The organism is Streptomyces sp. MST-110588 (genome assembly GCF_022695595.1).
Taxonomy (GTDB): Bacteria; Actinomycetota; Actinomycetes; order Streptomycetales; family Streptomycetaceae; genus Streptomyces.
In genome coordinates, this window is the sequence record NZ_CP074380.1 from 6,095,550 (window position 1) to 6,120,498 (window position 24,949).

Here is a 24,949-nt window from a genome sequence, read left to right on the forward strand (position 1 = left end):
CCGGGTCACAGGTCGAACAGGCCGCCCTGCACACCGTCGGCGGTGCGGCGGGTGTGCTGGCGGGCAGCGGCCAGACAGGGCGGGCACCAGGCCCGCAGCCGCGCCGCGGGCAAGGAGGCGGCCTGTCGTTCGGAGGCGGCCGGGTCGGCGGGTGCGGCCATCAGCCGCACCCACCCGCCGGACTTGCCGGCGTAGCCGCCATGCTCGCGCGGACACCGGCCCTCGGACTTGGTGTGCGGCTGGCCGCACTGCCCGGTGCACTGGCACCGCCAGGCGGCGCGCGTCATCACCACGCGGAACAGGTCCGCGCGCGCGGCCGAGACAGCACTCATACCGCCGCCTCCGACCGTGCGTACTCGGGCTGCGCGGCAGCGCGCGGCGGGCGCGCGGCAAGCTGCGCGGCGCGTGCGGCACGGAAATCCCTGATCCAGTTCCGTGCGTTCCCGGCGTCCACCCCGAACCGGGCGGCCAGGTCGGCCGCGGCCGGCTCCTGCTGGCCCTGGGAGGTGTCCAGGATGTGCAGGTAGTAGCGCCAGCCGGCTTCCTTGGCCTCCGAGCGGTACACCGGCCCGTCCCCGGCCAGGGCCGCATCCGGCGCCTGTGGGTCCAGATCGGCCAGGTCACCGCGCAGCCGGTCACGGATCAGCGCAGCTTCCTGCACCTGCGCGGTGAGCTGCTGCAACGCGCCCTCGTACTGCTGGATCCGGCCGCGTTCCTGCTCGGTGCGGTCGGTCAGCTCCTCCAGAGCGCGCCGCTGCTCCTCGGTCGCCGTACGGACCTCGGTGAGGGCCTGGTCGGCATCACGCTGGGTGCGGTCGGCTTCCTTGCGCGCGGCGTCCACGATGGCTTCCGCGCGCTGCCGCGCGGTCTTGTTCCGTTCGGTGATGTCCTCCTGTTCCTCAAGCAGCTTCTGCCGTGCGCTTTCCACGCGGTCCAGCTCCTGCCGCGCGGCGGTCAGGTCGTCTTCCGCGCGCTGCCGCGCGTCCTCGGCTTCCCGTCGCGCGCTTTCCGCGCGCAGCCGCGCGTCGTCCGCGCGTTGCCGCGCGGTCTCGGCGTCCCGCACGGCAGCGGAGGCGGTGATCCGGTCGGCGGCGGGGGTGACGGCCAGTGCTTCGAGCATCGCCACCACCTTCGGGGTGTCGGCGTAGTCGAGGCGGGCCACCTGGTCCGCGCGGGTCAGCGCGGCCAGTCGCCGCGCCAGAGCCAGCCCTTGGCGGGTGTCGGTGGCCACGTCCGCCCGGTCCAACGCGGCCTGGGCCCTCCGGCGCAGCCGCTCGGTACGCCGCTGGGACCGCCGCACCGCCCGCGGTCCGCTGGCGGGCGCCGGGACCTGGAGAGCCAGGCGCAGCCGGTAGACGCGCCGCGCCGCCCGCTGTGCCCGCGCGGCGCGGGCGATGGCTGAGGACGGCGACCGGGCGTCCAGCCCGAGCAGGGCGAACAGCGAAGCCCAGGCATGCTGCCACAGCAGGGCCAGCAGGCGGGCCGGGCCCGGCCGCGCGTCGTCGCCCTCATCCGTACGGGCGGCGTGCAGCTTGCTGCGGAGCTGAAGTTCGATCAGCCAGGCGGCCAAGGCCGGGACGGCGGCCAGCACCGGCTTGGCCCACCAGGACACGACGTGTACCGCGTTCATGGCGCCGGAGAAGGCCACCAGGGTCCAGGCGGTGCGGTGCATCAGGCGCAGCTCGCGCGTCCACCCGATGCCCGGGTCAGCGGCGCGATAAAGCATGACCAGCAGCGTCATCTCCGCCGCGTCGAACACCCCGATGAACGCGACGGCCAGCGAAGTCGGCAGGTGCACGGTCTCGGTGGCGAACCCCCACAGCCCGTACACGCTGACCGCGACGCCGCCCAGGGCCACGACGGCCTGCGGGCCGATGCCGGCCAGCCACACCGACCGGCGCAGCCGCCACACCACCAGGACGGCCGCAACGAGCACGGATATGACCAGCGGCAGTATCAGCCACGGCGCCCCGCCGACCATGGCCGGCCAGGACGTGAACAGGTCGGGGATCACGCGGCATCACTGCGCGGTGCGCGCTGCTCCTGCTCCGGCACCACGGCCACGGCCTCCACACGCCAGGTGATCTCAGCGGGTGGCAGGTCCGAGGGGCCCCATCCGGTGCGCGGCGCCCCGCAGGCGGTCGCGTGCTCCTTGGCCGCCTTCTGAGAGGGGTGCAGACTGTGCGGCTCCCCATGGCGGCGCAGCAGATACAGCCACGGCGGTGGCGTACGGGCGGCGGCAAGCTGCTGTTCCAGCTCCCCGATACGGTGCTGCTGCCGGACCAGCACCAGCAGGGCCACGGCGAACGCCTGCCGCATCCGCTCGACCTGCTGCCGCAGGCCGTCGGCCGCTTCAGTCGCTTCCAGGGCGGCCCGGTCGGCGTCGTCGCGATCCTCTTCCAGCTCCAGCACGGAGCAGAGGTTGCTGGCCCACTGCTCGTTCAGCGCGTCCAGCAGACTCCGGATACGGCCGTCGGCGGCGGCCAGGTCGGTGTGCAGCCCGGCCAGACGGGCCGCCGTCACGATACGGATCATGATGTGGTGGTCCCTTCCAGGGCGGTACCGCGCCGGCCGTTCCGGCGCCCGGTGACCGTGCGGTGAGCCGGGGCCGGACCGGCGGCGGCGAGCCAGCCGCCGCCGCTGCGCTTGGCCTCGTACATGGCCTCATCCGCCAGCCGCAACGCCAGCGGCAGCGACACCGCGGGCAGGTCAGCCGTCAGGCAAACGCCGATCGAGGCGCCGACGGCCAGGTCCCGGCCGCGGTGGCGGACCGGTGCGGTGATCGCCTCGTGCAGGCCGCGCAGCAGCCATGGCAGCGCCACGGCCTCCGGCAGCGGCACCACAGCGGCGAACTCATCCCCACCCAACCGGCCCGCCACCGCGCCCGGGTACGACTCCACAACGTCGTGCAGGCTCGCGCCGGTCGCCCGGATCGCCGCATCACCCGCATCGTGACCGAAGTGGTCGTTGAGCCCCTTCAGCCCGTCCAGGTCGATCAGCAGAACAGCACTCGGCCCGACCTCCAGCATGCGCGAGGCGCACTGCTCGAAGCCGACCCGCGTCAGCAAACCCGTCAGCGGGTCGTAGCGGGCCTGCTCCAACTCCGCGGACAGCCGCCGGATCAACGCCGACTGGTAGCGGCCGGCCTGCACCGCGCTCCTGGCGAAGTTCAGCAACCAGGACACGTCCGGGTCGTGCTGCGCGCGCTCCCGAAACCTCTCCAGAGCCGAGACCGTCACGACGCACCCCCGTCCAGGCTGGTGCGGCGCTCAACCTCGACGTGCTCCGCCGGGCCACCGAGCCACTCGCCGCAGTCGGCGCCGTTCACGAAGAGCCGCGTCTTGCCGAACGACTCGCCTTTGACGGCCTTGAGCTGGCGTCCCTTGTAGGTCTCACGGATCACAGCGCACCTCCGATCGGTCCGGTGCGGGTGTAGTCAAGCGCCCCCTCCAGAACGTGCCGCTGTTCGGCGAGCTGCCCGGCGCGGTAGGCGCGGGGGTGCAGCCGCCGCCACAGGCGATGGCGCAGTGTGGCGTGCGGTCGGCGCATCATGAGGTGCCTCCTGCCATGGCGGCCAGTTCGCTGAGCCTGCGGCGGGATGCTCTCGGCAGTGGCCATCACGCCACCTCCGGCACGGGCTTGGCCAGGGCCAGACGGGCGGCGAGCAGCTTGCGACGGGCCCGCCGGATACGGCGCTCGGCCACCTCCATCGCGGGGGTGTCCAGCGCCGCGATCTGCGCGTCCAGCAGCGCGACTTCCGCCACGATCACCGGCATATCGGCTTCGATCGCGGCCAGGTCGGCGCCGCTCGGCTCCTGGTCCACCAGCTCTGAGGCCATGGCGTGGTCAGGGGTGGGGATCTTCATGACGGGCGTTCCTTTCGAAGGAAACGGCAGGCGCCCCGGCCAGGCCCCGAGAAAGCGGACCGGGGTGGACTTGATTGTTTGAAGGCCGTTGCTCAGCACGAGCGACCGCGCGGGAAGCTGAGGCGTGCGGTGGTGTCTCGTGGTGTTCAACGTCAGGCCGGTCTCTCGCACGTAGTGGCGAGGTGATCGGCGAAGGTCGGGGCGCTAGCTGATGTGCACGTAGCCGCTGGTCACCCGGCGGCGAACGTTTAGGCGTGAGGTGCCCGTGATACGCGCACGCCCCGAGGTGACGCTGACCGTGAGACGGCCGGTGGCCTGCGAAGTCGCGGCCATCTGGACGTTGCCGGAGGTGAGGTTCAGCCGGGCGGCGTTGCCGCTGTACGCGCCGATGCTGAGGTTGCCGGAGGTCAGGTTCGCATCCAGCGAACCGGTGACCTCGTTCACGATGACGCTGCCGCTGGTGACCGTGACCTCCAGGTCGCCGACCCGCTCAGCGGCCAGAGCCCCGGAGACCCCGTCGTACTCCAGCCGGACGAGGGTGCCCGTCACGACCGTGTCGGCGATGTCCGTGATGATCAGCGCCACCGACTTCGCGGGCAGGTGAACGGTGGCGGTAACCGGGGTGGCCGCGCTGCCGGCCGGGCCGGTGGCGGTGACCTCGCGGCCGTTGATGAAGACCTTGCCGCCACTGTTGCCGGAGACGTAGACGTTGCCGCCGACGATCTGCACACCGCTGCCGCCCACCCGGATGGTGGTGCCGCCCATGGCGCCGGCGACGTCCGGGACGCGGACCTTGAGGTACTGCCCGTTCAGACTCACCGCGGTGTTGCGGATCGCGTCAGCCGACGGGCCGGATGCGGCCTTGGTCATCAGCACCACCCGCGCCTGCTTCAGCGCGGGGTCGACGGCGATACGGATGCTGCCCGCGTTCATCGTCAGGTCCAGGGCGATCGGACCGGAGGTGTCCACGGGAATGATGCGCTCGGTCATGGAAGAAACTCCTGACTGCATCGGGGTAGGGGGACCAGGCGCGGCAGGCAATCCTTGTGAGCAACTGCGGTCTCCGGTATGCGAGTTCGCCGAAGCAAGTCCGGAAGTCGGAGACCGGGAGTACTCGGGCTCAACCACGCGGTACGTGCAAGTGCGCGGAAGTCGGTTCGCGAAGAATCATCAAACGGGCAGGGAGTGGAGGCCCTGCCCGCATGACGAGTGGCAGTTCGGTCACGCCTACCGGGCACCTCCCCGGCCTGCCTCTCGCAGGTGCGGCATCCCGACAGGCCCCCTCCGGGTGCCCGCGTGCCGCCCTATCGCGGTGCGTGCTGGCCGGCTGCCTCGGTCGTTGCGCCCATCTGCCCGCAGTCTGCGGGTATGGGGGTGTTCCGCTCGCTTGGCGCAGCCGCTCCGGTGTCACCCTGAAACGACCACCAGCCGCACGCCCGGAGAGTTCCGGCCTCCCCGGCCGCCTTTCTGACCTGCCTGCTCGCTCCAGCCCCGGCCTAGCGGACCTGCCAGCTCAGTCGCTGTCACCTCCCGGATCACCTCCGGGGTCGTCACCAGCGAGACGCACAGATCTCCATCCGCATGTAAGCGGCTCTTACGCCCTTCCGTCCCGTCATCGGGGCGTACGGGTGGCGCGCCGAGTCCGGAGCGACTGCCCTAACTGGTGCGCACCAAAAGACTGCATCTGGTGCGCACCAGAGTCAAGGGGTGTCGCCGCATCGAGCGGCGGTGGCCCCGTCTCTGCGCATCATCAGGAGACCGCCTCAGCGTGGGGCGCCGGTAGCCAACAGGGGTTAACTCCAAGGGAGTTAACCCCTGTCGACCTGCGGCGATGTCGGGCATCATGAGGAGGTCGATGTGCGGATCTATCGCCTGGCGGTGGCTTGTGAGCACAGGACTTCGGAGCGCACGGACGGCGCGCGGCTGGTCTCAGGAGCGCCTGATTCATGAGATCGAGCAGTACGCCCGGCGGAACATCATCAGTGTTGCGTCAACCGCAAGCTTGCGGGTGTACATCTCCGAATGGGAGAACGAGAAGCGCAGCATTTCAGATCGCTACGCGGTAATACTGCGACAGCTTCTCGGAGTAACCGATCCGGAATTGAGAGGAAACCCATCAACCGCTACTCCGCTGACGGCGGATGGGTACGATGAGCTTCTAAGCCGGATCGACACCGCCAGTAGCATCAGCGATTCCATGGTGCAAGCTTTCAACGATCAGACTGAGCTATTTCGCACCATGGATCGGCAGATGGGTGCAGCTACTCTTGTGGATCAAATGACGGGACACCTGGCCCGCCTAGAGGACGCGCTGAGCTTTGCAGTGCTTCCCAGTACGCGGCGTCCGGTAGCCCTTGCGCTTGCTGGCGCTTCGACCCTTGCGGCGTGGCAAGCAATCGACTCAGGTGCTATCGAGCGGGCCTGGCGGCATTACGAACTTGCAAAAAAAGCTGCGCGCGATGCTGAGGCGCCAATGTACCTTGCGCATGCCATGGCAGAGCAGGCATATGTTTTGTGTGAAGCGGGTCGCCCAGCGCTCGGCGTGGAATTGGTACGAAACGCGCAACGCGCACTCGGGCGTAACGGGTCACCTCGCCTCTGGGCGTGGCTGCGTGCGGCCGAAGCGGAGATGTGCGCCCATGCTGGCGAGCCGGGTGATTGCTGGCGTGCACTTGACGCAGCCGCAGCGTGCATCCCGCCCGGAAATGAGGCCAGAGATCCGGACATGCTGAGCATCTTCCTCAATGCCTCACACCTGGCCCGGTGGCGCGGCAACGTGCTGGCCCTGTTGGGCGACGAAGAGGCGGTGACCAGCTTGTATGAAGCCTTGGAAGTTGCAGACCCGACTTTCGTCCGGGCACGGGCGGGAATGCACGTTGACCTGGCGCAGGCCCACTTGGCGCGAGCAGAGCACGACGAAGCAACCAATCACCTGAGGCAAGCTCGGTTGTTGGCAAGCCGCACCGGTTCGGTGCGGCAACGCCGACGCATTGATCTCCTCAGTGTGCGGTAGTAATGCCTGGTTTTCCGCGGTTGGCCAGGATATGCAGAAGAGCTACAAGGGTGCCGGAACCCAGCAGCTCACCGCGGGCCATCAGTCCGGGGATGTCGGCCAGCGGTACCCATTCAATGTGCCCTGCTTCTTCGAGGTCCGTGGGGGAGCCGACCTGTTCGGCTCCGTGTGCCACGAAGATTTCGTGAGGTGAATCGACCATGCCAACCATGGGCTGATACGTAACGACATGTTTCACTGACTTCGGCCGCCAGCCGGTTTCTTCTTCGACTTCCCGGAGTGCTGTGGTTGAAGGGTTCTCCCCCTCGTCCACGATGCCACCTGGGAGTTCCCATCCGAATTTTTGGGGGACGAAGCGATAACGCCACATCATCAGTACACGGTCTTGGTCGTCCAGAACTGCTGTGATGGCGACGTGGTGGAGCCTCACAACGTGATGTTCGAAACGTTGCATGCCGGGCGGTTCCACGTCCCAAAGCTGGAGTTTCACCCAGTGGTTGTCATAGAGGTCGCGTGCGCCATGGATGCGCCACGGTTCCAGGCCCTCAGGGCGCTTAACGCTCACAGCGCCCGGCACCCGGTAAGAGCTTCTGCCCCGTACTTCCAATACGCCTTCTGCAACAAGCCGAGCCAGCACTTGCCGGAGCGCGGTCCGGCCGATGTTGAGGTCTTCCGCAAGCGCTCGCTCTGAGGGCAGCTTGTCGCCCGGGGCGTACTTGCCTGAGGAAAGCCGTTCGCCGATCGTCTGGTAGACCTTCGCCGTCTTCGGACCCATCCGCCGAGCACCCTCCATCCCCACCAGGTGGTGCGTACCAGCGTAACGGCCATCCGTCACATGTCCTCCGGGCAGTCGTTGTGGTGGCCTTGATTCGGTGATGGTCGGCACTGGCCCGGCCGGGAGTAACTGCTGCGCCAGCCTCAGGGGCGCGCCGCGCGCACCTCAGGTCCCGTACCTTTCCTGTGGCGGTACGCGGATAGGACGCTGAACAGGCAGCCTTTACGGGCTGCCCGTCTTACTCTCTGTGCGGACGCACTCCGGGCACGTCGATGCGCGCTTGAGAACGCGCACCAGCCGCGTGTCCGGGTGGTCGGGGCAGTGCAGTTAAGGAGGGCAGGGCTCCGGTGCCGCCGCGCGGCAGCGGCGACCTGGCCGCGGGCCGCCGCGCGGTGCGGGAGCGCCAGGGCCAGAACGGCATTTCAGCGGCAAGAAGGGCACCCGCCGCCCACCCCGGGTGCCCTTCTTGCTGTCCCGCAGGCCGAGCCGACCGGCCACCGTGCGGCTCCTCTCATCGAGCACCACACGCGAGTGGTGCCGCGCGTGCAGGTGAACATCACGGTGCGCGGCGCGCGGCACCGGACGGTACGGCGAGACGAACCACGCGGCGGCACGCGGCAGGGCGCACCACCGCCGCGCGGCACCCGTACAGACGGCTGCAACACGGAGGCGTCCCCAGTGCTACAGCCGCTTTGACCCGGCCACCGCCGCGCGGCACTACGCCCCCGTGACGAGGCAGTCATGCAGGTCCGCCCTGCTTCCCAGGTGGTGCGGCGATTGGCCGGCGCCGTTCCGCCCCTCCCCGCTGAAATACCGTCCTGGCCCTGGTGCTCCCGCACCGCGCGGCGGCAACCGGAGGTTCTTCGGGTCTGAGCCGGGTGAGCCGGGGTCTGAGCCGGGCAACGGAGATCCCCGGCCATGCCTCTGACCTGCATTGAGACGGGCTGAGCCGGGTGAGCCGGGCATTTGCGGAAAACTCAGCTCCCACAGCAGTACGCGCAGCGCGCGGCGGTGCCCGGCCCGTACGGCGGCCGTCGCGCGCGAGCGGAGCGAGCCCGCCAAGAACGGGCATTTCGGCTGATCAAGGCGGGAAGTCGGAGGCAGGGCAGTGATCGGGGGCCTCTCTCCATGTCCCGGCCGCCTCCCCACCCCGCCATCACTCTGTGTTGCTTGTTGCGGCTTGTTGTCGCTACAGGTGACAACAAGCACAGAGCGTGAGCGCGGGCATTGTGGGCGCGGTACCCGCCGCAGGACGATGGAGGCACGGCCGATGACTGGAGGCGGGCGCCATGGCCGGAGACGGCAAAGAGATCAACGGCTACGACTTGGTGAACGAAGAGACCATCAGCGCGCCGGAACCCGAGCCGGACGACGACACCGAGGACGACGACGAATGATCGAGCGTGACCCCGACGGGCGCCGCTGGTTCGCGACCTACGTCCGCCGGCCGCACAAGCCGGGGCGCCCGGTCGAACTGCACTGCCCCGACCACCCGGACACGCGGCTGGTGCGCGTCCTCGGGCGCGCATGGACGTGCCCGGAGTGCGTCCGCGACCACAGCAAGGCGGGCGGCCCGTAGGGCGGCACGTCCGAGTTTGATAGACCGGCTGGTAACGTCCATCGACGGGCCGTCTGTGGGCCGTCCGGCGACACCCGGAGACACCCGGCAACCACCGCCAACGGGTGGCTCAGCGGCTGGTCACGAGCGATGTTGGGGGAGTGTCCCAAGGTGGGTAACCGCGCGAATAAGTTCCTGCGCAACAAGAAGCAGGAGTGGGAGGAGTACCGCTCCGAGGTGACCGCGTTCGAGCTGCGCAAGATGCTGCCGGTGCTCTGAGTACGACACGGGTGACGGGCAGCGGGCGGCGGGCGGCCGAAGGCGTACGGCAGGAGGCAGGCGGCGGGTGGCAGAGGTGAGGACGAAGTGAGTACGGGTCCCGCGAAAGGCAGCGGGTCATGACGCCTCCCGCACCACAGGGGCGCCGCAGCAGCACCGTCACCCGGCTGCTCCGGCACGGCTTCACCGACCCCTCGGCGGCCGGCCGGCTGCTGGAGACGCCCGCGCTGGCCCCCGTACGGGAGGACTCCGCGGTCCTGGACGCGCTCGGTGTCACGGCCGACCCGGATCTGGCGCTGTTCGGACTGATGCGGCTGGTGGAGGCGCTGGAGGCACGGCAGCCGCAGGAGCGGCAGGCGCTGCTGAGCACACTGGCCGGCGCCAAGCCGCTGCGGGACCGGCTGCTGGGCGTGCTCGGCGCGTCCGAGGCGCTCGGCGACCACCTCGTACGGCATCCGGACGACTGGCGCTCGCTGGTCCGGTACGAGGCGGTGGACCTGCACCCCACCACGCCCGAGTTCGAGGAGGCCCTCGCCGAGGGCGTGTGGGGCGAGCGGGGCGCGCGGCGGCCCCGGGCGGACGCGCTGCGGGCCGTGTACCGCAGGTGCCTGCTGGGGATCGCGGCCCGTGACGTGTGCGGGACCACCGACGTGGCGCAGACCGCGGCGGAGCTGGCGGACCTGGCGACCGCGACACTGCGGGCCGCGCTGGAGATCGCCTGCGAGGAGCAGCCGGCCGACGCCGCCGCCTGCCGGCTCGCCGTCATCGGCATGGGCAAGTGCGGCGGGCGCGAGCTGAACTACGTCTCCGACGTCGATGTCATCTTCGTCGCCGAGGCCCGCAACGGCACGGACGAGGGCAAGGCCCTGCAAGCCGCGACCCGCCTCGCCTCCCGCCTGATGCGCCTGTGCTCCGACGTCACCGCCGAGGGCACGATCTGGCCGGTGGACGCCAACCTGCGCCCCGAGGGCCGCAACGGGCCGCTGGTACGGACCCTGAGCAGCCACCTGGCCTACTACCAGCGGTGGGCCAAGACCTGGGAGTTCCAGGCGCTGCTCAAGGCCCGGCCGGTGGCCGGCGACGAGGAGCTGGGCCAGGAGTACGTACAGGCGGTGGCGCCGCTGGTCTGGCAGGCCTCCGAGCGGGAGAACTTCGTCACCGACGTACGGCAGATGCGCCGCCGGGTGGTGGCGAACATCCCCGCCGCCCAGGTCGACCGGGAACTGAAGCTGGGCCCCGGCGGGCTGCGGGACGTCGAATTCGCCGTACAGCTCCTGCAGTTGGTGCACGGGCGGGGCGATGCCACGCTGCGCAGCGCCACCACCCTCGAAGCGCTGGCGGCGCTCGCGGCCGGCGGGTACGTGGGGCGTGAGGACGCCCGGGCGCTGGACGCCGCCTACCGCTTCCTGCGCACGCTGGAGCACCGCATCCAGCTCCACAAGCTGCGCCGTACGCACCTGATGCCCGAGGACGAGCCGGGCCTGCGCCGCCTGGCCCGCTCCCTGGGCATGCGCACCGAAGCGGTGGACACCCTGCGCAAGGAGTGGAAGTGGCACGCCCGTGAGGTGCGGCGGCTGCACGAGAAGCTCTTCTACCGGCCGCTGCTGGACGCCGTGGCGCACCTGGAGCCCGCCGAGACCCGGCTGTCCGCCAAGGCCGCCGGCCAGCGGCTGGAGGCCCTGGGGTACGCCGATCCGGTGGCGGCGTTGCGCCACCTGGAGGCACTGGCGTCGGGGGTGACCCGCAAGGCGGCCATCCAGCGTACGCTGCTGCCGGTGTTGCTGGGCTGGTTCGCTGACTCCGCCGACCCGGACGCCGGACTGCTGAACTTCCGCAAGGTCTCCGACGCCCTGGGCAAGACGCCGTGGTACCTGCGGCTGCTGCGCGACGAGGGCGCGGCGGCCGAAAACCTCGCCCGGGTGCTGTCGGCCGGGCGCCTGGCCCCCGACCTGCTGCTGCGCGCGCCCGAGGCGGTGGCGCTGCTCGGCGCCCCCGACGGGCTGCGACCGCGCGGCCGGGCCGCGCTGGAGCAGGAGGTGCTGGCCGCGGTCGGCCGGGCGGGCGACGCGGAGCAGGCGGTCGCGGTGGCGCGCGGGGTACGGCGCCGGGAGCTGTTCCGTACCGCCGCGGCCGACCTGATCGGCGCGTACGGCACGGAGGTCAGCCCCGCCGAGAAGGACCACGGCACCGCCGTGGACGTGGTCGGCTCGGCCGTCTCGGACCTGAACGCCGCGACGCTGGCGGGCGCGCTGCGGGCCGCCGTGCGCGACCAGTGGGGCGACACCCTGCCCACCCGCTTCGCGGTGATCGGCATGGGCCGCTTCGGCGGCCACGAGCTGAGCTACGGCTCGGACGCGGACGTCCTGTTCGTGCACGAGCCGCGCGAGGGCGCCGACGAGCAGGAGGCCGCCAAGGCGGCCCACGCCGTCGCCAACGAGATGCGCCGGCTGCTCCAGCTCCCCTCCTCCGACCCGCCGTTGCTCATCGACGCCGATCTGCGCCCGGAGGGCAGGTCCGGCCCGCTGGTGCGCTCGCTGGCCTCCTACGCCGCGTACTACCGGCGCTGGTCGCTGGTCTGGGAGTCCCAGGCGCTGCTGCGCGCCGAGCCGGTCGCGGGCGATGCGGAGCTGGGCCGGCGGTTCGTCGAACTGATAGATCCACTGCGCTACCCGGCCGAGGGGCTGGGCGAGGACGCCGTACGCGAGATCAGACGCCTCAAGGCCCGCATGGAGACCGAGCGGCTGCCGCGCGGTGCCGATCCGACCACCCACACCAAGCTGGGCCGCGGTGGGCTCAGCGACGTGGAGTGGACGGTGCAGCTCCTCCAGATGCGGCACGGCTGGGCCGAGCCGGGGCTGCGCACGACCCGTACCCGTCAGGCGCTGGCCGCGGCACACGCCGCCGGGCTGATCGGCACGGAGGCGGCGCGGACCCTGGACGAGGCGTGGGTGCTGGCCACGCGGGTGCGCAACGGCGTGATGCTCGTACGGGGCCGGCCGGGCGACACCTTCCCCTCCGACGCCCGGGAGCTGGCGGCGGTGGGCCGCTACCTCGGGTACGAGGACGGGCACGTGGGCGAGATGCTGGACGACTACCGGCGTATCACGCGCCGGGCGCGGGCCGTGGTCGAGGAGCTGTTCTACCAAGGGTGAGGGCCCGGTGCAGGGCGGGCGCGCCGGGGCCGGACGGTTGCGCGCCGCCCGCCCTCAGTCGGCGGTCGCGCCGAGGGCGCCGACCCGGCGCGGCAGGCGGTGCGGGAGGGAGCCGTACCACCCGCAGGCCAGGGTGAAGCCGAAGACGATGCACAGCACGCCGCCGACGGCGTCGAGCCAGAAGTGGTTGGCGGTGGAGACGATCACGATCAGGGTCGTCACCGGGTAGAGCAGGCCGAGCACCTTGGCCCACACCGGCTTGGCGACCAGGGCGATGGTCAGGCCGCACCACAGCGACCAGCCGATGTGCATCGAGGGCATGGCCGCGTACTGGTTCGACATCGTGGCGAGGTTGCCCGACGCCATCGAGCCCCAGGTGTGGTGGACGATGACGGTGTCGATGAAATCGCCGCCGGGCATCAGCCGGGGCGGCGCCAGCGGGTAGAAGTAGTAGCCGAGGAGGGCGACGCCCGTGGTGGCGAACAGGGCCAGGCGGGCGGCGGCGTAGCGGCCCGGGTGCCAGCGGTAGAGCCAGACCAGGACGCCGATGGTCAGTATGAAGTGCAGCGTGGCGTAGTAGTAGTTCATGGACACGATCAGCCACGTCACGGAGTCCACCGCGTGGTTGATCGTGTGCTCCACGGCGATGCCGAGGGAGTGTTCCGCGCGCCAGATCCAGTCGGCGTTCCGCAGCGCCTGGGCCTTCTGCTCGGGCACCGCGTTACGGATCAGCGAGTACGCCCAGTAACTGATCGCGATCAGCAGGATCTCGAACCAGAGACGGGGTGTGCGAGGCGAGCGCAGCCTGGACACCAGGCCACCGCTGCCCGACTGCCGGTCCGTGCGCTCCCCGCCGGTCTGCGGGGCGGCGGTCCGGCCGTCAAGAGTCCTCACATTCGCTTCACCCATAGGCAGACAGTCTGCCAGAAAGGGTGTACGGGCGATCATCCCGCGGTCGGGTCTTGGTCAGTCCCTGTCGGCCTCAGGGAGTAGGGGTGTGCTCAGGGTCACGCGCAGCCGCCGGCCCGTCCGGGGTTCCGGGACCGCGGTCCTGTGAGGGGGCCGGGACGGGGAGGGCAGCCGTGGCCGGGGGCGGGCCCGGGACGCAGGGGCGCCCGGGGGCCGACGCGGTGGAGCCCCGGACGACCAGCTCGGGGTGGAAGACGAACTCGCCGTGCGGGGCCGGGGTGCCGCCGATCTCCTCCAGCAGGGCCCGCACCGCCGCCTGCCCCATCGCCGTCACCGGCTGGCGGATCGTGGTCAGCGGGGGGTCGGTGAAGGCGATGAGCGGGGAGTCGTCGAAGCCGACGACGGAGACCTCGCGCGGCACCTCCAGGCCGCGCTGCCGGGCGGCCCGGACCGCGCCGAGCGCCATCATGTCGCTGGCGCAGATCACCGCCGTACAGCCCCGGCCGATCAGCGCGGTCGCGGCGGCCTGGCCGCCCTCCAGGGTGTAGAGGGAGTGCTGGATCAGCTCCTGCGCCTGATCGGCGCTCAGACCGAGCCGCTGGTGCATGCTGCGCACGAACCCCTCGATCTTGCGCTGGACGGGCACGAACCGCCGGGGCCCCAGCGCCAGCCCGATCCGCTGGTGGCCCAGCGCGGACAGATGGGTGACGGCCAGGTCCACGGCGGCCCGGTCGTCGGGAGAGACGAAGGCCGCCTGCACCCGGTCGGAGAAGCCGTTGATCAGTACGAAGGGCACGCCCTGGCCGCGCAGCCGCTCGTAGCGCTGCATGTCGGCGGAGGTGTCGGCGTGCAGCCCGGAGACGAAGATGATGCCGGCCACGCCCCGGTCCACCAGCATCTCGGTCAGCTCGTCCTCGGTGGAGCCGCCCGGTGTCTGCGTCGCCAGCACCGGGGTGTAGCCCTGACGTGTCAGTGCCTGCCCGATGACCTGCGCGAACGCGGGGAATATCGGGTTCTCCAGCTCGGGGGTTATCAGGCCCACCAGACCCGCGCTGCGCTGCCGCAGCCGCACCGGACGCTCGTACCCCAGCACGTCCAGGGCGGCCAGCACGGACTGGCGGGTGGCGGCGGAGACCCCGGGTTTCCCGTTGAGGACCCTGCTGACGGTTGCTTCGCTGACACCCGCCTGTGCTGCGATGTCGGCCAGCCGGGCGGTCATGGGTGGGACTGTACCGGTCGCCTGTCAGATTGCCCACCAGATGCAGGAATCCCCCGGGACGCGGGCCGTACCACCGGCGGTCGTCACCGGCTCGCTGGAGAGCAACGGCCGTCCCGGCAGCGGGATCTCCACCGGGTGCGAGAGGGTGTTGAGGGTGCACAGCACACCCCTACGGGTGAAGGCGAGGACCCCCTCGGGGGCCGGGACCCAGGTCATGGTGCCGTCACCGAGGCCGGGGAGCCGGCGGCGCAGGGCCAGCGCCGAGCGGTAGAGCTCCAGGGTGGAGGCCGGGTCGCCGGTCTGGGCCGCCACGGTCAGCTCCCGCCAGGACGGTGGCTGCGGCAGCCAGCTCCCGCCGGGCCCGAAGCCGTACGGGGGTTCCTGGCCGGACCAGGGCAGGGGGACCCGGCAGCCGTCGCGGTAGCCGTCCTGCCCCGTCCCCCGGAAGAACGCCGGGTCCTGGCGCACCTCGTCGGGCAGGTCGGTGACCTCGGGCAGCCCCAGCTCCTCGCCCTGGTAGAGGTAGGCGGAACCGGGCAGCGCCAGCATCGCCAAGGTGGCGGCGCGGGCCCGGCGCAGGCTGCCCAGGCGGGTGGTGTGGCGTACGACGTCGTGGTTGGACAGGACCCAGGTGGCCGGCGCGCCCACCGAGGCGGTGGCGGCCAGGCAGTCGTCGATGACCGGGCGCAGCGCGGCGGCGCCCCAGCCGGCCGTCAGGAACGGGAAGTTGAACGCCTGGTGGAGCTCGTCCGGGCGGACGTACAGGGCCAGCCGCCGGGCGTCGGGGGCCCATGCCTCGGCGACGCCGATCCGCTCGCCCCCGTAGGAGTCCAGCAGCCGCCGCCAGGAGCGGTGGATCTCATGGACGCCGTCCTGGTCGAAGAAGGGCAGCACCTGGGAGCCGATCAGCTTGGCCTGTTCCTTGTGGCCGATGTCCGGCAGGCCCGGCGCCTTGATCATGCCGTGTGCGACGTCGATACGGAAGCCGTCGACGCCGAGGTCCAGCCAGAAGCGCAGGATGGACTCGAACTCGGCCTGTACGTCCGGATTCGCCCAGTTCAGATCGGGCTGTTCGGGCGCGAAGAGGTGGAGGTACCAGTCGCCCCGCTCCGTACGGGTCCAGGCCGGGCCGCCGAAGACGGACTCCCAGTCGTTGGGCGGCAGCTCACCCGCCGGCCCCTTGCCGGGGCGGAAGATGTAGCGCTCACGGGCCAGTGCCGGGTCCTGGAACCAGGGGTGGCGGTCGGAGGTGTGGTTGGGCACGATGTCGACGATCACCCGCAGGCCCAGGCCGTGGGCGGTACGTACGAGGTCGTCGGCGTCCTGGAGGTCGCCGAAGACGGGGTCCACCGCCCGGTGGTCAGCCACGTCGTAGCCGCCGTCGGCCTGCGGCGAGGCGTAGAAGGGCGTCAGCCACACCGCGTCCACGCCCAGGTCCCGCAGGTACGGCAGACGGGCCCGGGCGCCGCGCAGATCGCCGATTCCGTCACCGTCGCTGTCGGCGAACGAGCGTACGTACACCTGATAGATGACGGCGTCGCGCCACCACTGCCGGGCGGCGCCGGGGCGGGCCGGCGGCGGTGCGGGGTCGGTGGAGGTGAGCTCCTGGGTCATCGGCCGTCCCTGTCGAGGTCACGATCGGCTGCGTCGCTGTGGCGCCGCGTCGCTGTATGGCTGTGTCGCTGCATGACTGCGTTGCTTCATGGCTGCGTCACTTCATGCTGTGTCGCTTCATGGGCTCAACGCTCGGGCGTGCCCTTGGTGACGGGGAAGGTTCTGCAATCCCTTCCCGCAAGGTTGCAGAAATTTTCCGCAAGGTCTTTCGGTTTCTTTGCGGCGCTGTTACGTTCCTGACCGCCATCTCAGGCATCCCCTTAAGGAGTTCACATGCGGCGTGGCATTGTGGCCACCGCGCTGATAGCGGGCTTGGCACTGGCGGCGACGGCGTGCGGCGGTGGCGGCGGCGCGGGCGACCAGAAGAGCGGCGGTGAGCTGTCCGGCACCGTGACCTTCTGGGACACCTCCAACGACGCCGAGAAGGCGACGTACAAGGCACTCGCCGAGGGCTTCCACAAGAAGCACCCGAAGGTCGAGGTCAAGTACGTCAACGTGGCCTTCGGAGAAGCCAACGCCAAGTTCAAGAACGCGGCCGGCGGCGGCTCCGGCGCCCCCGACGTGATGCGTACCGAAGTCGCCTGGGTCGCGGACTTCGCCAACCTCGGCTACCTCGCCCCGCTGGATGACACCCCCGCCCTGGACACCCCGCAGGACTACCTCCCGCAGGCGCTGGGCAGCACGAAGTTCAAGGGCAAGACCTATGCCGCGCCGCAGGTCATCGACACCCTCGGGCTCTTCTACAACAAGAAGCTGCTCAAGCAGGCGGGGGTCGGGGTGCCCAGGACCTTCGAGGAACTGAAGGCGTCGGCGAAGAAGATCAAGGACAAGACCGGGGCCACCGCCCTGTACCTGCGCGGCGATGACCCGTACTGGTTCCTGCCCTACCTCTACGCCCAGGGCGGCGACATGGTCGACGCCCGCGAGAAGGCCGTGAAGATCGACGACGGGGCCGGCGTCGAGGCGTTCAAGACGATCAAGGACCTGGTCGACTCCAAGGTGGCCGTCACCGACGCCACCGACGGCCAGGAGAACCAGCTCAAGGCCCTCAAGGACGGCACCGTCGCGATGGCGGTCGACGGCCCCTGGGACATCGAGGGCGCCCGCGCCGGCAAGGAGTTCAAGGACAAGGAGAACCTCGGCGTCGCCCCCGTCCCCGGCGGCAGGAGCGCCCAGGGCTCCCCGCAGGGCGGCTGGAACCTCTCCGTCTACGCCGGCTCCAAGAACCTCCAGGCGTCGTACGAGTTCGTCAAATACATGAGCTCGGCGCAGGTGCAGAAGGAGACCACCGAGAAGCTCAGCCTGCTGCCCACCCGCAAGTCGGTCTACGAGATGGCCTCCGTCAAGGACAACGAGATGGTGCGGTTCTTCAAGCCCGCCGTCGACAAGGCCGTCCAGCGCCCCTGGATCGCCGAGGGCAACTCCCTCTTCGAGCCCGTCAAGGTCCAGATGAACAAGGTGCTCAGCGGATCCGCCACACCCGAACAGGCCGCCAAGGCCACCGGTGACGCCTACCGGAAGCTGCTCAAGGACTACAAGTGACGCTCGCGGCAGACACCCGCCCGGCGACCACGAAGGCCCCGCCGGGCCGCGTGCGCAGGGCCCTGGGCACCCACTGGTACGCCTGGACGATGGTGGCCCCGGTCGTGCTCGTCATCGGGGTGATCATCGGCTATCCGCTCGTACGCGGCCTCCACCTCTCGCTCACCGACGCCGACGAGGCCAACGTCGAGCGCACGATCGGGATGAACCACATCCCGGCGACGTACGAGTTCACCGGCCTGGACAACTACAAGGCGGTGCTCACCGACGGCGTCTTCTGGGGCCGGCTGGGCTGGACCGTCCTGTGGACCGTGGCCTGCGTCGCGCTCACCTTCGCCATCGGCCTGGCGCTGGCCAACATGCTCAACCGCAAGCTGCGCGGCCGTACCTTCTACCGGCTGGCGCTGATCCTGCCCTGGGCCATCCCCGCCTTCATCTCCGTCTTCACCTGGCGGATGCTCTACAACGAGAAGAACGGCATCCTCAACAAACTGCTGGCAGGCGGCGGCATCGACGCGGTGCCCTGGCTGAACGACCCCACCTGGGCCAAGCTCTCGGTCATCACCGTCAACGTGTGGCTGGGCGTGCCCTTCATGCTGGTGGCGCTGCTCGGCGGACTCCAGTCCATCCCCGGTGAGCTGTACGAGGCCGCCGAGATGGACGGGGCCGGGCCCTGGCAGCGGTTCCGTCACATCACCGTGCCCGGACTGCGGGCCGTCAGCAGCACGGTGATCCTGCTCTCCACCATCTGGACCTTCAACATGTTCCCGGTGATCTTCCTGCTCACCCGGGGCGGGCCCGGCGACGCCACCGAGATCCTGGTGACGTACGCCTACCGTCTGTCCTTCGTCGACAGCCCGCGCAACTTCTCGCAGTCGGCCGCCTGGGGCGTACTGATCCTGGTGATGCTCTCGGCCGTCGCGGTCGTCTACCGGCGGGCACTGCGCAAGCAGGGAGAGGTGTGGTGAACGTGTCCTCCACCCAGACCCCTGGACCGACCCCTGGACCGACCCCTGGACCGACCCCGGGCCCGGCTTCGGGCTCTGCTTCGGGACCGGCCTCGGGCCCTGCTTCGGGACCGACTCGGAGTCCGGCTTCGGGTCCGGTTTCGGGTCCGGTTTCGGGTCCAACTTCACGTCCGGCTTCGGGCTCCGGTGCGCGTCCGGCTCCGAGGCGGGCCGGGGCCGGTGGCCGGTCCCGTACGCGCGGCCGGCACCAGCGCGGCCCGCTCGCCTCGGTGGGACTGCACGCCACCCTGCTGCTCGCGGCCGTCGTCGCCGTCTTTCCGCCGCTGTGGCTGCTGATCACCTCCTTCAAACCGCGCGAGGACGCCTTCACCACCGAGCTGGTCACCCACTTCACCCTGGCCAACTACAGCCATGTGCTCGGCGAGACCTCCTTCCTGACCTGGTTCAAGAACTCCCTGGTCGTCGTCGGGCTGACCACACTCCTCGGCGTCTTCATCGCCGCGACCACCGGTTACGCGGTCAGCCGCTTCCGCTTCCCCGGCATGCGCCCGCTGATGTGGCTGCTGCTGATCACGCAGATGTTCCCGGTCGCGGTGCTGATCGTGCCGCTGTACAACCTGATGGCGAGCCTGGGGCTGCTCAACCAGCCCACCGGACTGGTCATCACCTACCTGACGATCGCGGTGCCGTTCTGCGCCTGGATGATGAAGGGCTTCTTCGACACCATCCCGGTGGAGATCGACGAGGCCGGACGCGTCGACGGGCTCAACCCCTTCGGCACCTTCTGGCGGCTGGTCCTGCCGCTGGCCCGCCCGGGCCTGGCCGTCACCGGCTTCTACACCTTCGTCACGGCCTGGGCCGAGGTCGCCTACGCCTCCGCCTTCATGACCGGCGAGGAGAACCTCACCCTCGCCGGTGGCCTGCAGACCTTCGTCAACCAGTACACCAATGACTGGGGTTCGATGACCGCCGCCGCCGTGATCATCGCCGTACCGGCCGCGATCGTCTTCGCCTTCGCCCAGCGCCACCTCGTATCCGGACTGACCGCCGGCACCACCAAGGGATGACATGACTCAGCATTACGCCACCCCCGCCACCGGTACGGACAGCGTTCCCGCCACCCCCGCCACCGGTACGGACAGCGCTTCCGCGGGCCCCGGCACCGGCTGGTGGCGCGACGCGGTGATCTACCAGGTCTACCCCCGCAGTTTCGCCGACGGCAACGGCGACGGCATGGGCGACCTGCCCGGCATCCGCTCCCGCCTGCCGTACCTGAAGGAACTGGGCGTGGACGCCGTCTGGCTCAGCCCCTTCTACGCCTCGCCACAGGCCGACGCGGGCTACGACGTCGCCGACTACCGCGCCATCGACCCGATGTTCGGCACCCTGCACGACGCCGACGCGGTGATCCGCGACGCCCACGCCCTGGGCCTGCGGGTGATCGTGGACATCGTCCCCAACCACTGCTCCGACCAGCACGAATGGTTCCAGCGGGCGGTGGATGAGGGACCCGGCTCGCCGCTGCGGGACCGCTTCCACTTCCGGTCCGGACGCGGCGAACACGGCCAACTGCCGCCCAACGACTGGGAGTCCATCTTCGGCGGGCCCGCCTGGACCCGGCTTCCGGAGCCCGACGGGCAGTGGTACCTGCACCTGTTCGCCGCCGAGCAGCCCGACTTCAACTGGGACCACCCGGCCGTCCAGGACGAGTTCCGCTCCATCCTGCGCTTCTGGCTCGACCTGGGCGTGGACGGCTTCCGCGTGGACGTGGCCCACGGGCTGGTCAAGGCCCCCGGGCTGCCGGACATGGGCCACACCGAGCAGCTCAAGCTGCTCGGCAACCAGGCCCTGCCCTTCTTCGACCAGGACGGCGTGCACGAGATCTACCGCTCCTGGCGCCGGGTCCTGGAGGAGTACGAGGGGGAGCGGATCGCCGTCGCCGAGGCATGGACGCCCAGCGCGGACCGTACGGCCCTGTACCTGCGCCCCGACGAGCTGCACCAGGCGTTCAACTTCCACTACCTGAACACCGGCTGGGACGCCGTGGCGCTCCGCGAGGCCGTCGACGCCTCGCTGGGCGCGATGCGGCCGGTCGGCGCCCCCACCACCTGGGTGCTCTCCAACCACGATGTCGTACGCCACCGCACCCGGCTCGGCGGCGGCCTGCGGCGGGCCCGCGCCGCGGCCCTGCTGATGCTGGCGCTCCCCGGCTCCGCGTACGTCTACCAGGGCGAGGAACTGGGCCTGCCCGAGGTCACCGACCTGCCGGACGACGTGCGCCAGGACCCCTCCTTCTTCCGCGCCAACGGACAGGACGGGCTGCGCGACGGCTGCCGGGTGCCGATCCCCTGGACGCGGGAGGGATCCTCGTACGGCTTCGGGAGCGGCGGGAGCTGGCTGCCGCAGCCGGCGGAGTGGGGCGCGCTGAGCGTCGCGGCCCAGACCGGTGACCCCGGATCGACCCTGGAGCTGTACCGCACGGCGCTGGCGGTGCGGCGGGCCCACCCCGGGCTGGGGGCGGGCGATGAGGTGCGATGGCTGGACGCCCCCGAGGGCGTACTGGCCTTCCGCAGACCGGGCGGCTTCGTGTGCACGGTCAACACCACGGAGCAGGCCGTACGGATCGAGGCGCCGGGGCGGGTGCTGCTGGCGTCCGGAGAGGCCGGAGAGGCCGGAGCGGCGAGGGAAGCGGGAGCGGCGGGGGAGCCGGGGGAGCCGGGGGAGCCGGGGGAGCCGTTCGAGCTTCCGGCGGACACCGCCGTGTGGTGGGAGGTGTGACGCAGTCACAGCACCACCTTGTGCTGCGCGGTTCCGCGCCGGACGGTTCCGGACCGGACGGTTCCGCGTCGGGCCGTCCCGCGCCGGGGCCCGCTTCGGAGCGTCCCGCCTCGGAGCGTCCCGCCCCGCACCGTCTCACCCCGCGGCTGTCCGACGTCGCCGCGCAGGCGCAGGTCAGCGAGGCGACCGTCAGCCGCGTCCTGAACGGCAGGGCGGGGGTGGCGCGCGCGACCCGGCAGCGGGTCCTGGCCGCGCTGGACGTACTCGGCCACGAGCGGCCCCCGCGGCTGCGGCGGCGCAGTGCCGGGCTGGTCGGACTGGTCGTCCCCGAGCTGACCAACCCGATCTTCCCGGCCTTCGCGCAGGTCATCGAGCAGGCGCTGGCCGGGCACGGCTACACGCCGGTGCTGTGCACCCAACTGCCGGGCGGTGCGACCGAGGACGAACTGGTCGAGCAGTTGGTGGAGCGGGGGGTGACCGGCATCGTCTTCCTCTCCGGGCTGCACGCCGACACCGGCGCCGACCCCGGCCGCTACACGCGGCTGGCCGGCCGCGGCGTTCCGTTCGTCCTCATCAACGGCTACAACGAGCACATCGACGCGCCGTTCGTCTCGCCGGACGACCGGGCGGCGGCCCGGATGGCCGTACGGCATCTGGCGGAGCTGGGGCACGAGCGGATCGGGCTCGCCGTCGGCCCGGACCGTTATGTGCCCTCGCGCCGCAAGGCGGAGGGGTTCGTGGCGGCGCTGGAGGAGGCGTTCGGCCTGCGGAGGGGGCAGACCGAACGCCTCGTACGCCACACGCTGTTCGGCGTCGAGGGCGGGCACGCGGCGGCCGACGCCCTGCTCGACGCGGGCTGTACGGGCGTGGTGTGCGGCAGTGATCTGATGGCGCTGGGGGTGGTACGGGCGGTGCGCCGGCGCGGGCTGGACGTGCCGGGCGAGGTGTCGGTGGTCGGCTTCGACGACTCGCAGTTGATCGCCTTCACCGACCCGCCGCTGACCACGGTGCGCCAGCCGGTGCAGGCGATGGCGAGCGCCGCCGTGGACGCGCTGATCGAGGAGATCCAGGACGGTACGCCCCTGGCGGAGCCGGGCGCGCGGCCGGTGCGGCGGACCGAGTTCGTCTTCCAGCCGGAACTGGTGGTCCGCGGCTCGACGGGCCCCCTCCGGCGGGCGGGAGGCGTGAAGACCGGCTGACGCGTGGTCCGGCCGGTACCCGGCCCCGCCGAGGGGAACGCAGCACCCTTGCAACCCCTTGCGAAAAGTCTTGCACCAACTCCCCGTGCCGACTAGAACCGACAACGGCCTCACGGGTACGGCGTGTTGCCGGACACGGTCACTCCACCCCCTCAAGGAGACACCATGACCCACCCCCGGAAGCGCGGCATCGGCAGACCTCTGGCCACCGCCCTCGCCCTCGCGGCGGGCGCGGCGGCCGTCCTGGCGCCCGCACCCCAGCGGGCCCGGGCCGACTCCCCGCAGGCGGCCTCCCCGCAGGCCGCCCCGGTACGGAGCACCCCGGCACGGACCGCCCCGGCACGGACCGCCCCGCCCGGGGACAAGGACGTCACCGCCGTCCTCTTCGAGTGGCGGTTCGACTCCGTCGCCAAGGAGTGCAAGAACGTGCTGGGACCGGCCGGTTACGGCTACGTCCAGGTCTCGCCGCCCCAGGAACACATCCAGGGCCCGCAGTGGTGGACCTCCTACCAGCCGGTGAGCTACAAGATCGCCGGACGGCTCGGTGACCGGGCCGCCTTCTCCCGTATGGTCGCCGCCTGCCACACCGCCGGCGTCAAGGTCGTCGCGGACACTGTGATCAACCACATGACGTCCGGGTCCGGTACGGGCACCGGCGGCTCGCCCTACACCAAGTACGACTACCCGGGCACCTACTCGCGCCCCGACCTCGACGACTGCACGGTGCCGGTCAGCAACTACCGTGACCGCTGGAACGTCCAGCACTGCGAACTGCTCGATCTTGCCGACCTGGACACCGGCGAGGAGTACGTACGCGGCCGGATCGCCCGCTACCTCGACGACCTGCTGTCCCTGGGCGTCGACGGCTTCCGTATCGACGCCGCCAAGCACATTCCGGCCGATGATCTCGCCGCCATCAAGAAGAGGCTGACCACACCGGGCGTCTACTGGAAGCACGAGGCGATCTTCGGCGCGGGCGAGGCGGTCTCGCCGGACGAGTACCAGGGCACCGGTGACGTCCAGGAGTTCCGCTACGCCCGCGATCTCAAGCGCGTCTTCACCGGCGAGAAGCTCGCCTACCTCAAGAACTACGGTGAGGGCTGGGGCTACCTGCCCGGCGACAAGGCCGCGGTCTTCGTCGCCAACCACGACACCGAGCGCGGCGGCGACACCCTCGGCTACAAGGACGGCGCCGACTACACCCTCGCCCACGTCTTCATGCTGGCCTGGCCCTACGGCGCCCCGGACGTCCACTCCGGTTACGCGTTCACCGACCGGGACGCCGGGCCACCTGACGGCGGCACGGTCAACGCCTGTGGCCAGGGCGGCTGGCTGTGCCAGCACGCCTGGCGGGAGATCAGGGGCATGGTGGCCTTCCGTAACGCCGTACGGGGCACCGCGGTCACCAACTGGTGGGACAACGGCGGCAACGCGATCGCCTTCGGGCGTGGCACAAAGGGCTTCGTGGCCGTCAACCACGAACGGGTCACGGTCAGCCGCACCTTCCACACCTCGCTGCCGGCCGGCGGCTACTGCGACGTACTCGGCAGCGGCAAGAAGGTGAAGGTCGACGGCTCCGGCCACTTCACCGCCTCGCTCGCCCCGGACACGGCACTGGCGCTGCGGACCGGCACCGGGACGCGCGGCTGCGGCTGACCGTCCCGCCCACTGACCGGCCGCCCGGCACCCACCCTGCCTGCCGGGCGGCCACCACTCCTGCTTCACGCGCGGCCCGTCCGCACCACCAACTGCCGTAAGAGGCACGTCTGCGGCACGCCCCGCTCCGGCCGGACGCCCCACGCCCGCCATACGCGCCGTACCCGTCGTACATGCCGTACCCGCCGTCCGTCTCCGCGACCGGCCCACGGGCCCCGGTGAGCCCACGGGCCCCGGCGGGCGCACGGCCTGTGCCGAACGCACGGCCTGTGCCGAACGCACGGCCTGTGCCGAACGCACGGCCTGTGCCGAACGCACGGCCTGTGCCGAACGCACGGCCTGTGCCGAACGCACGGCCTGTGCCAGGCGCGTATCCCGCGTCGCCGGCCACGCGTCCCGCGTCGCGCACACGGCCGACGCC

Annotated in this window: 21 protein-coding genes and 1 pseudogene; 10 read left to right on the top strand and 12 right to left on the bottom strand. The window is 70.9% G+C overall.

Annotation, left to right across the window (positions count from 1 at the left end):
• Window positions 1-5 precede the first annotated feature (5 nt).
• The 8 genes from KGS77_RS26760 to KGS77_RS26795 form a co-directional block, all read right to left on the bottom strand.
• Entirely contained in the window at window positions 6-332 is a 327-nt protein-coding gene (locus KGS77_RS26760) for a hypothetical protein (protein WP_242585734.1), read from the bottom strand.
• Entirely contained in the window at window positions 329-2,014 is a 1,686-nt protein-coding gene (locus KGS77_RS26765; RefSeq protein ID WP_242585735.1) for a DUF2637 domain-containing protein, read from the bottom strand. The genes KGS77_RS26760 and KGS77_RS26765 overlap by 4 nt, the downstream gene beginning before the upstream one ends.
• Entirely contained in the window at window positions 2,011-2,535 is a 525-nt protein-coding gene (locus KGS77_RS26770; protein WP_242585736.1) for a hypothetical protein, read from the bottom strand. Before KGS77_RS26770 ends, KGS77_RS26765 begins: the two co-directional genes overlap by 4 nt.
• Window positions 2,532-3,185 (bottom strand): GGDEF domain-containing protein, encoded by a 654-nt coding sequence (locus KGS77_RS26775; RefSeq protein WP_242585737.1) that lies wholly within the window; start codon window positions 3,183-3,185, stop codon window positions 2,532-2,534. Before KGS77_RS26775 ends, KGS77_RS26770 begins: the two co-directional genes overlap by 4 nt.
• A 50-nt stretch (window positions 3,186-3,235) precedes the next feature.
• Window positions 3,236-3,403: a hypothetical protein gene (locus KGS77_RS26780; protein WP_242585738.1), complete on the bottom strand. Its 168-nt coding sequence runs from the start codon at window positions 3,401-3,403 to the stop codon at window positions 3,236-3,238.
• Entirely contained in the window at window positions 3,400-3,552 is a 153-nt protein-coding gene (locus KGS77_RS26785; RefSeq protein WP_242585739.1) for a hypothetical protein, read from the bottom strand. The genes KGS77_RS26780 and KGS77_RS26785 overlap by 4 nt, the downstream gene beginning before the upstream one ends.
• A 65-nt stretch (window positions 3,553-3,617) precedes the next feature.
• The gene (locus KGS77_RS26790; RefSeq protein WP_242585740.1) at window positions 3,618-3,866 is read right to left on the bottom strand and encodes a DUF6284 family protein; all 249 of its coding nucleotides are present in this window, start codon (window positions 3,864-3,866) and stop codon (window positions 3,618-3,620) included.
• 204 nt (window positions 3,867-4,070) lie between these two features.
• Complete coding sequence (locus tag KGS77_RS26795) at window positions 4,071-4,856, bottom strand: DUF4097 family beta strand repeat-containing protein (protein WP_242585741.1); 786 nt, start codon at window positions 4,854-4,856, stop codon at window positions 4,071-4,073.
• Window positions 4,857-5,874: 1,018 nt separating this feature from the next.
• On the opposite strand from KGS77_RS26795, the gene KGS77_RS26800 reads away from it, so the two are divergent.
• Window positions 5,875-6,879: an XRE family transcriptional regulator gene (locus KGS77_RS26800; RefSeq protein WP_242587703.1), complete on the top strand. Its 1,005-nt coding sequence runs from the start codon at window positions 5,875-5,877 to the stop codon at window positions 6,877-6,879.
• Here the strand turns inward: KGS77_RS26800 and KGS77_RS26805 are convergent.
• On the bottom strand, window positions 6,866-7,654 hold the full coding sequence (locus tag KGS77_RS26805) for an NUDIX domain-containing protein (RefSeq protein ID WP_242585742.1): 789 nt from the start codon (window positions 7,652-7,654) through the stop codon (window positions 6,866-6,868). The genes KGS77_RS26800 and KGS77_RS26805 overlap by 14 nt on opposite strands.
• Before the next feature lie 1,393 nt (window positions 7,655-9,047).
• Between KGS77_RS26805 and KGS77_RS26810 the strand changes: the two genes are divergently transcribed.
• The 3 genes from KGS77_RS26810 (at window position 9,048) to KGS77_RS26820 (ending at window position 12,643) form a co-directional block, all read left to right on the top strand.
• Window positions 9,048-9,233, top strand: coding sequence for a hypothetical protein (locus tag KGS77_RS26810; RefSeq protein ID WP_242585743.1), 186 nt, complete (start codon window positions 9,048-9,050; stop codon window positions 9,231-9,233).
• 150 nt (window positions 9,234-9,383) lie between these two features.
• A complete protein-coding gene (locus KGS77_RS26815; protein WP_242585744.1) occupies window positions 9,384-9,491 on the top strand; it encodes a glutamine synthetase in 108 nt (35 codons plus the stop codon).
• 119 nt (window positions 9,492-9,610) lie between these two features.
• Window positions 9,611-12,643 carry a bifunctional [glutamine synthetase] adenylyltransferase/[glutamine synthetase]-adenylyl-L-tyrosine phosphorylase gene (locus KGS77_RS26820; RefSeq protein WP_242585745.1) on the top strand — a complete coding sequence of 1,011 codons (3,033 nt, stop codon included), beginning with the start codon at window positions 9,611-9,613 and terminating at the stop codon, window positions 12,641-12,643.
• A gap of 54 nt (window positions 12,644-12,697) precedes the next feature.
• Here KGS77_RS26820 and KGS77_RS26825 read toward each other — a convergent pair whose 3' ends face one another.
• From KGS77_RS26825 to KGS77_RS26835, 3 genes are all read right to left on the bottom strand, one after another.
• A complete protein-coding gene (locus KGS77_RS26825; protein WP_242585746.1) occupies window positions 12,698-13,552 on the bottom strand; it encodes a phosphatase PAP2 family protein in 855 nt (284 codons plus the stop codon).
• Window positions 13,553-13,625: 73 nt separating this feature from the next.
• Window positions 13,626-14,771, bottom strand: a complete 1,146-nt coding sequence (locus KGS77_RS26830) for a LacI family DNA-binding transcriptional regulator (RefSeq protein WP_242585747.1) — start codon at window positions 14,769-14,771, stop codon at window positions 13,626-13,628.
• A gap of 24 nt (window positions 14,772-14,795) precedes the next feature.
• Entirely contained in the window at window positions 14,796-16,385 is a 1,590-nt protein-coding gene (locus KGS77_RS26835) for a glycoside hydrolase family 13 protein (protein ID WP_242585748.1), read from the bottom strand.
• 273 nt (window positions 16,386-16,658) lie between these two features.
• On the opposite strand from KGS77_RS26835, the gene KGS77_RS26840 reads away from it, so the two are divergent.
• The 6 genes and pseudogenes from KGS77_RS26840 to KGS77_RS26865 all read left to right on the top strand — a co-directional run.
• Window positions 16,659-17,927, top strand: coding sequence for an extracellular solute-binding protein (locus KGS77_RS26840; RefSeq protein ID WP_242585749.1), 1,269 nt, complete (start codon window positions 16,659-16,661; stop codon window positions 17,925-17,927).
• Between the two features lie 89 nt (window positions 17,928-18,016).
• The gene (locus KGS77_RS26845; protein ID WP_242587704.1) at window positions 18,017-18,895 is read left to right on the top strand and encodes a sugar ABC transporter permease; all 879 of its coding nucleotides are present in this window, start codon (window positions 18,017-18,019) and stop codon (window positions 18,893-18,895) included.
• Between the two features lie 269 nt (window positions 18,896-19,164).
• Window positions 19,165-19,962 (top strand): carbohydrate ABC transporter permease, encoded by a 798-nt coding sequence (locus KGS77_RS26850; RefSeq protein ID WP_242585750.1) that lies wholly within the window; start codon window positions 19,165-19,167, stop codon window positions 19,960-19,962.
• 1 nt (window position 19,963) lies between these two features.
• Window positions 19,964-21,673 carry a glycoside hydrolase family 13 protein gene (locus KGS77_RS26855; RefSeq protein WP_242585751.1) on the top strand — a complete coding sequence of 570 codons (1,710 nt, stop codon included), beginning with the start codon at window positions 19,964-19,966 and terminating at the stop codon, window positions 21,671-21,673.
• A gap of 146 nt (window positions 21,674-21,819) precedes the next feature.
• A complete protein-coding gene (locus KGS77_RS26860) occupies window positions 21,820-22,872 on the top strand; it encodes a LacI family DNA-binding transcriptional regulator (RefSeq protein WP_242587705.1) in 1,053 nt (350 codons plus the stop codon).
• A gap of 165 nt (window positions 22,873-23,037) precedes the next feature.
• Window positions 23,038-24,504: pseudogene (locus tag KGS77_RS26865) on the top strand (alpha-amylase family protein); the annotation flags it as partial.
• Between the last annotated feature and the right edge of the window lie 445 nt (window positions 24,505-24,949).

Coding starts and splice junctions, on each gene's coding strand:
- KGS77_RS26760 (WP_242585734.1), bottom strand. CDS start 332: ATGAGTGCTGTCTCGGCCGCGCGCGCGGACCTGTTCCGCGTGGTGATG.
- KGS77_RS26770 (WP_242585736.1), bottom strand. CDS start 2,535: ATGATCCGTATCGTGACGGCGGCCCGTCTGGCCGGGCTGCACACCGAC.
- KGS77_RS26785 (WP_242585739.1), bottom strand. CDS start 3,552: ATGATGCGCCGACCGCACGCCACACTGCGCCATCGCCTGTGGCGGCGG.
- KGS77_RS26790 (WP_242585740.1), bottom strand. CDS start 3,866: ATGAAGATCCCCACCCCTGACCACGCCATGGCCTCAGAGCTGGTGGAC.
- KGS77_RS26795 (WP_242585741.1), bottom strand. CDS start 4,856: ATGACCGAGCGCATCATTCCCGTGGACACCTCCGGTCCGATCGCCCTG.
- KGS77_RS26805 (WP_242585742.1), bottom strand. CDS start 7,654: ATGGGTCCGAAGACGGCGAAGGTCTACCAGACGATCGGCGAACGGCTT.
- KGS77_RS26810 (WP_242585743.1), top strand. CDS start 9,048: ATGATCGAGCGTGACCCCGACGGGCGCCGCTGGTTCGCGACCTACGTC.
- KGS77_RS26820 (WP_242585745.1), top strand. CDS start 9,611: ATGACGCCTCCCGCACCACAGGGGCGCCGCAGCAGCACCGTCACCCGG.
- KGS77_RS26825 (WP_242585746.1), bottom strand. CDS start 13,552: ATGGGTGAAGCGAATGTGAGGACTCTTGACGGCCGGACCGCCGCCCCG.
- KGS77_RS26830 (WP_242585747.1), bottom strand. CDS start 14,771: ATGACCGCCCGGCTGGCCGACATCGCAGCACAGGCGGGTGTCAGCGAA.
- KGS77_RS26835 (WP_242585748.1), bottom strand. CDS start 16,385: ATGACCCAGGAGCTCACCTCCACCGACCCCGCACCGCCGCCGGCCCGC.
- KGS77_RS26840 (WP_242585749.1), top strand. CDS start 16,659: ATGCGGCGTGGCATTGTGGCCACCGCGCTGATAGCGGGCTTGGCACTG.
- KGS77_RS26845 (WP_242587704.1), top strand. CDS start 18,017: ATGGTGGCCCCGGTCGTGCTCGTCATCGGGGTGATCATCGGCTATCCG.
- KGS77_RS26855 (WP_242585751.1), top strand. CDS start 19,964: ATGACTCAGCATTACGCCACCCCCGCCACCGGTACGGACAGCGTTCCC.